The sequence below is a fragment of the Mesorhizobium sp. M7A.F.Ca.CA.001.10.2.1 genome (assembly GCF_003998575.1).
Lineage (GTDB): Bacteria > Pseudomonadota > Alphaproteobacteria > Rhizobiales > Rhizobiaceae > Mesorhizobium.
Map to the genome: position 1 here is coordinate 1 of NZ_RZQY01000450.1, position 4,870 is coordinate 4,870.

Below are 4,870 nucleotides of genomic sequence, written 5' to 3' on the forward strand. Positions count from 1 at the left end.
GCCAGAAGAAGGGTCGCGAGAGCGCCGGTGAGATCACGCTGTTCAAGTCGGTCGGCGCGGCGCTCGAGGATCTTGCCGCCGGCATTGCCGTCTACAAGGCGCTCACGGCCTAGTTCGCCGGTACAGCCATTTTGGCGCTCATCGCGTCGGCGATCACACGAAAATCGTGATCCCCGATTTCGAAAAGGCCAAAGCGAAGCTGATAACCCCAGTTCGACTTGGCCATGGTGAAGTCCAGCCTGTCGAGCAGCGGCTTGATCGGCGCTTCCTCGGCCTTGGCCCACGCCACATCGCGGCGGAAGGGTGTGAAGCCGGCGCCCATATCGCCCTGATAGGGCTCGCCTTCCCGCACGATGCCGATCGCGGTGAAGGCCCGCAGGCCATCTTTCTCGCCCAAAACAGTGTTCGGCGAGTAGTAGACGATGCCATCGCCTGGCTTGACGCGACGCAGCGGTGCCGCCTTGCCGTGGTTGACCTGCATGAAGCCGGCTGCGCGACCCCGCCGGACATGTTCGGCCGACGCCACGGCGATCCAGTACGCGCTCATCTCTGGTTACCATTGGCCTGTTCGCCATCGGACAGCCAATAGACGCGCAGGCGATGATTGTCGGGATCGAGCGCGACAAAAGTACGGCCGAAATCCATGTCGGTTGGCGTCTGCAGGATATTCAGCCCGCGCCCGGACCAGTCGGCATGGGCGGCATCGACCGCATCGGGCGTATCCAGCGCAAAGACGATTTCGGCGCCACCGCCTGACATGGCGGCTGCCGGCTCCACCGTATGGCGCGACCACAGGCCGAACTTGAAGCCGGCATCGAGCACGAACAGCACGAAGGTCGGCGAACTTTCGACCGGCTCACGGCCGAGCAGCGCGCTGTAGAAGGCGCCGCTCTCAAGCGGCTGGTCGACATAGAGGATGATGAAATTCGGGGTGGCCATATCTGCTCTCCAAGGTTCGGTGCTTCGACTTGGCGACCATAAGATGAGCTACTGTCAGATCATGGCAGCAGTCATCTCGAACCACGAGGCTTGTCGAGCGTCGTCCGCCACTCCTTGAGCAGCGCCTGGCGACGGCGCGGATAGCGCGTGTTTGTCGCTTGGAGCTCGGCGATGCGATCGGCGCGAAAATGCCGGAAATCGTGCCGCATCTCGCACCACGCCACCACCACCCGCACCTTGTCGAAGAAGCCCAGCGCAAATGGCCACACGACACGCTCGGACGCAGCGCCGCCGGCGTCGCGGTAGAGAAAGCCAAGCTTGCGCTCGTTGCGGATGGCCTGCCGCACCAGACCAAGATCGATGCTTTCGATGACTGCGGCGGGAGGGCCGACCAGCAGTGTGCTCGCGTCGAGATCCTCGCGCAGATCGTCCGGCAGGACGGCGGCGATCTTGGCCAACGCGTTGGCAGCGGCGGCCGAGAGACGCTGGTCCGGCTGCTTGGCCACCCAGCGCGAGCCGAGCACGATGGCTTCGATCTCCTCGTCGCTGAACATCAGCGGCGGCAGCATGAAGCCGGGCTTGAGCACATAACCGACACCCGCCTCGCCCTCGATCGGCGCGCCCTGGCCCTGCAGCGTGGCGATATCGCGGTAGAGTGTGCGAATCGAAATCCCGAGTTCATCGGCCAGCGCCTGTCCGCTCACTGGCCGGCGATGCCGGCGCAGGCACTGGATCAGGTCGAGCAGGCGTTCGGAGCGGGACATCCGGTAGATTTGCCTGTTTCTTTGACATTGGTCCATCGCGGCCAACCTGAACCGGAGAGGCCGACCTGTCGGACTTGGTTGCGAAGCCGGTTGCCCTATGTCAAAAGCGGCCACGCCGTTCGGAGTTGCCCCCGCTTGAAGTCTTTTCGCGACAAACGCCGCGACAACCGTCCACATCCATCCGCGAAGGGTGCGGCGGACGTGTCACGTCCGCGTCCCGGCCAGGCTCCCGCCAGACCGGAAGCGCCACCGCGCGAGCGCCATGAGGCGAAGACGGAAAGTCGTTCCGAACCGAACTCGGCGCCGCGCATCCTGGCCCGCCGCGAAGGCGCTCTGCCCGCCGAACATCTTCCCGTGATCCTGGAAGTGGCGCCCAATGCCGATTATGCGCTGCTCGACAGCGGCACCGGCCAAAAGCTCGAACAATATGGCCCCTACCGTATCGTGCGGCCCGAGGGCCAGGCGATCTGGCAAAAGGCCTTGCCGGCAAAGGAATGGGAGCGTGCCGACGCCGTCTTCACCGGCGACACCGACGAGGAGGGCATCGGCCGCTGGCGTTTCCCCAAGCTGCCGCTCGGCGAGACCTGGCCGATGAAGCATGACGGCATCGACTATCTCGGCCGTTTCACCTCGTTTCGTCATGTCGGCGTCTTTCCCGAGCAGGCCTCCCATTGGGATCACATGGCCGGGCTGATCGCGGCGGCGAAGCGGCCGGTCAAGGTGCTGAACCTGTTCGGCTATACCGGTCTCGCCTCATTGGTGGCGGCTCGCGCCGGCGCCGAGGTCACCCATGTCGATGCCTCGAAGAAAGCGATCGGCTGGGCCCGTGAAAACCAGGAGATGGCCGGCCTCGGCAGCAAGCCGATCCGCTGGATCGTCGACGACGCGGTCAAATTCGCCGAGCGCGAGGAGCGCCGCGGCAGCCGCTACGACATCATCCTGTTCGACCCGCCGGCCTATGGCCGTGGCCCCAAGGGCGAGGTCTGGCAATTGTTCGAGGATCTGCCCGATTTGACCGATCTCTGCCGGGCGATCCTGACGCCGAAGCCGCTTGCCGTGGTGCTGACCGCCTATTCGATCCGCGCCTCCTTCTTCGCCATCCACGCCCTGATGCGCGATACCTTTGCCGGCATGGGCGGCAAGATTGAATCGGGTGAGCTGATCATCCGTGAAAAGTCCGCTGGCCGGGCGCTCTCGACCTCATTGTTTTCGCGCTGGGTGGCTGAATGAACGAGCGGCATGCAGGCGCACCTGGCCAGGTGAAGGAGGTCACCAGCCTCGCCAATCCGCTGGTCAAGGACATCAAGGCGCTCGCTCAGAAGAAATTCCGCGACCAGCAGAACGCCTTCATGGCCGAAGGGTTGAAGCTGGTTATCGATGCGCTCGATCTCGGCTGGCAGATCAGGACATTGGTTTTCGCCAAGGCCGGGCGCGGCAACGCGGCGGTGGAGAAGGTGGCCGCACGCACGGTTGCCGCCGGCGGCATGGTGCTCGAAGTGTCGGAAAAGGTGCTGGTGGCCATCACCCGCCGCGACAATCCGCAAATGGTGGTGGGCGTCTTTTCGCAAAAATTCCTCGCCTTGAAGGATGTCCGCGCCGACAATGGCGACGTCTGGGTGGCGCTCGACCGGGTGCGCGACCCCGGCAATCTCGGCACCGTCATCCGCACCGTCGATGCCGTCGGCGCCAAAGGCGTCATCCTGGTCGGCGATACCACTGATCCATTCTCCGTGGAGACGGTGCGCGCCACCATGGGTTCGATCTTTGCCGTGCCGGTGGCCAAAGCGACAACCGAGGCTTTCCTCGCCTGGCGAGGCGGGTTTTCAGGCCTCGTCGCCGGAACCCACCTGAAAGGCGCCGTCGACTACCGCTCGGTCGATTTTTCACGCGGGCCCGTGCTGCTGATGATGGGCAACGAGCAGCAGGGACTGCCCGAAAGCCTGGCTGCGAGTTGCGACAGGCTGCTCAGGATTCCGCAAGCCGGCCGTGCCGATTCGCTCAATCTGGCCGTTGCCACCGGCATCATGCTGTTCGAGATCCGGCGCGGCGCGCTCAAGCTCGAGCCAATCCTGGACCAGCAATGAAGGTTGCCCGCCCGTGAGATCATGGTCTCCCTACGCACTGCTTGTCGTCGCGGCCATCGCGCTCGACCAGTGGATAAAATACCTGGTCGAGGCCGATCTGCCTTTTCAGGAGAAGGTTGATCTGCTGCCCTTCCTGGCGCTGTTCCGCACCTACAATACCGGCATCGCCTTCTCGATGTTCTCGTCCTTCGGCGACACCGGGTTGATCGTCATCTCGCTTGTCGTCGTTGCTTTCGTGCTGTTCCTGGCGACGCGGATCGCGCCGTCCCAGATCCTTGCCCGCACCGGCTTTGCGCTGATCGTCGGTGGCGCTCTGGGCAATCTGATCGACCGCGCCGTCTACGGCCACGTCATCGACTATATTCTGTTTCACACGCCGGTGTGGTCCTTCGCCGTCTTCAACCTTGCCGACGCCTTCATTTCGGTGGGCGCGGCACTGGTCGTCTTCGACGAGCTGTTCGGCTGGGGACGCGAACCCAAAGCCAGACCTTCCAAGGATTGACCCCGTGCGGCCATCGCCGCACAGTTCATGTCGCCAAACAAGATCGCGGAGAAAGACATGTCCGAAACCTTCAAAGCCATCCTCGTTTCGCGTGACGCCGAGAAAAAGCAGTCGGTCAACGTAACCGATCTCACCGAGGCCGACCTGATGGAAGGCGATGTCACCGTCGCGATCGAGGCAACGACGGTGAACTACAAGGATGGCCTGGCGATCACGGGCAAGGCGCCGGTGATCCGCCACTGGCCGCTGGTGCCGGGCATCGATTTCGCCGGCACCGTCGTCTCGTCCTCGCATCCCGACTGGCGCACCGGAGACAAGGTCATTCTGAACGGCTGGGGCGTCGGCGAAACCCATTTCGGCGCCTATGCTGGCCGCGCCCGCGTCAAGGGCGACTGGCTGGTGCCGCTGCCGCAAGGCATCAGCCCGCATGACGCGATGGCCGTCGGCACCGCAGGCTATACCGCCATGCTCTGCGTCATGGCCCTGGAGCGGCACGGCATCCTGCCTGATCGCGGCCCGGTGGTGGTGACGGGGGCGGCCGGCGGCGTCGGCTCGGTCGCGGTCTCGATCCTGTCCAGCCT

7 protein-coding genes and 1 pseudogene are annotated in these 4,870 nt (G+C 64.2%); 5 read left to right on the forward strand and 3 right to left on the reverse strand.

Going from position 1 to position 4,870, the window contains the following annotated elements; genetic code table 11:
- Nucleotides 1–113, forward strand: a pseudogene (locus tag EN964_RS24385) (ornithine cyclodeaminase family protein); the annotation flags it as partial.
- On the opposite strand, the gene EN964_RS24390 reads toward EN964_RS24385, so the two are convergent.
- From EN964_RS24390 to EN964_RS24400, 3 genes are all read right to left on the reverse strand, one after another.
- Nucleotides 110–547: an EVE domain-containing protein gene (locus tag EN964_RS24390; protein WP_127271652.1), complete on the reverse strand. Its 438-nt coding sequence runs from the start codon at nt 545–547 to the stop codon at nt 110–112. The pseudogene EN964_RS24385 and the gene EN964_RS24390 overlap by 4 nt on opposite strands.
- Entirely contained in the window at nt 544–939 is a 396-nt protein-coding gene (locus EN964_RS24395; protein ID WP_127271653.1) for a VOC family protein, read from the reverse strand. The genes EN964_RS24390 and EN964_RS24395 overlap by 4 nt, the downstream gene beginning before the upstream one ends.
- A 71-nt stretch (nt 940–1,010) precedes the next feature.
- Nucleotides 1,011–1,703: a YafY family protein gene (locus EN964_RS24400; protein WP_127272542.1), complete on the reverse strand. Its 693-nt coding sequence runs from the start codon at nt 1,701–1,703 to the stop codon at nt 1,011–1,013.
- Nucleotides 1,704–1,838: 135 nt separating this feature from the next.
- Here EN964_RS24400 and EN964_RS24405 point away from each other — a divergent pair, with 135 nt between their 5' ends.
- The 4 genes from EN964_RS24405 to EN964_RS24420 form a co-directional block, all read left to right on the forward strand.
- Complete coding sequence (locus tag EN964_RS24405) at nt 1,839–2,933, forward strand: class I SAM-dependent rRNA methyltransferase (RefSeq protein WP_023812530.1); 1,095 nt, start codon at nt 1,839–1,841, stop codon at nt 2,931–2,933.
- Complete coding sequence (locus tag EN964_RS24410; RefSeq protein WP_013529576.1) at nt 2,930–3,787, forward strand: RNA methyltransferase; 858 nt, start codon at nt 2,930–2,932, stop codon at nt 3,785–3,787. Before EN964_RS24405 ends, EN964_RS24410 begins: the two co-directional genes overlap by 4 nt.
- Before the next feature lie 13 nt (nt 3,788–3,800).
- Nucleotides 3,801–4,289, forward strand: a complete 489-nt coding sequence (gene lspA, locus EN964_RS24415) for a signal peptidase II (RefSeq protein WP_127269341.1) — start codon at nt 3,801–3,803, stop codon at nt 4,287–4,289.
- A gap of 57 nt (nt 4,290–4,346) precedes the next feature.
- On the forward strand, nt 4,347–4,870 hold a 524-nt coding region (locus EN964_RS24420; RefSeq protein WP_164775968.1), incomplete at its 3' end, for an alcohol dehydrogenase catalytic domain-containing protein.

Bases quoted from the DNA above. Each gene is read 5' to 3' on its own strand.
- EN964_RS24390 (WP_127271652.1), bottom strand. From the start codon at position 547: ATGAGCGCGTACTGGATCGCCGTGGCGTCGGCCGAACATGTCCGGCGG.
- EN964_RS24395 (WP_127271653.1), bottom strand. From the start codon at position 939: ATGGCCACCCCGAATTTCATCATCCTCTATGTCGACCAGCCGCTTGAG.
- EN964_RS24400 (WP_127272542.1), bottom strand. From the start codon at position 1,703: ATGTCCCGCTCCGAACGCCTGCTCGACCTGATCCAGTGCCTGCGCCGG.
- EN964_RS24410 (WP_013529576.1), top strand. From the start codon at position 2,930: ATGAACGAGCGGCATGCAGGCGCACCTGGCCAGGTGAAGGAGGTCACC.